Origin of the sequence: Burkholderia sp. AU31624, assembly GCF_020420065.1 — a bacterium.
GTDB lineage: Bacteria > Pseudomonadota > Gammaproteobacteria > Burkholderiales > Burkholderiaceae > Burkholderia.
In genome coordinates this window covers 1-611 of sequence record NZ_JAIZRT010000027.1, presented here as the reverse complement: position 1 = coordinate 611, position 611 = coordinate 1, and the positions used below count along the sequence as shown (strand labels likewise).

At 47.8% G+C, this 611-nt stretch carries 2 rRNA genes; both read left to right on the top strand.

The features are described from left to right. Positions 1-119, top strand: a 16S ribosomal RNA gene (locus LGM89_RS37060); the annotation flags it as partial. 384 nt (positions 120-503) lie between these two features. After that, positions 504-611, top strand: a 23S ribosomal RNA gene (locus LGM89_RS37055); the annotation flags it as partial.

Sequence of the window (611 nt, the reverse complement as noted above, 5' to 3'; positions counted from 1 at the left end):
TTTTACCAGAAGTGGCTAGTCTAACCGCAAGGAGGACGGTCACCACGGTAGGATTCATGACTGGGGTGAAGTCGTAACAAGGTAGCCGTATCGGAAGGTGCGGCTGGATCACCTCCTTTCCAGAGCTATCTCGCCAAGTTGAGCGCTCACGCTTATCGGCTGTTGATAAAGACAGAAAGACTGTCTGTTAGCGGTTTAATCGGTTATAATGCCGGCCGCTTTCGATAATCATCAATGACAAACATTCGAATGAAGTTTGGTTCGAGTTTTTCTCATTGGCGATTGAGCCAGTCAGAGCGGTACGAAAGTATCGGCTGTCGTTCTTTAACAATCTGGAAGAAGTAAGTAATTTGGATAGCGGAAGCGTCTTGAGATGGACGTGAAAGTTATCCGGGTTGTGATTGTATCGATGTATCTCAAGATGATTCGAACTCTATGTTTGACTCAATTGGAATACGGCACAACGCGAGAACTCAACCTGTAACGAGACAGACTCGTTATAGGGTCAAGCGAACAAGTGCATGTGGTGGATGCCTTGGCGATCACAGGCGATGAAGGACGCGGTAGCCTGCGAAAAGCTACGGGGAGCTGGCAAACAAGCTTTGATCCGT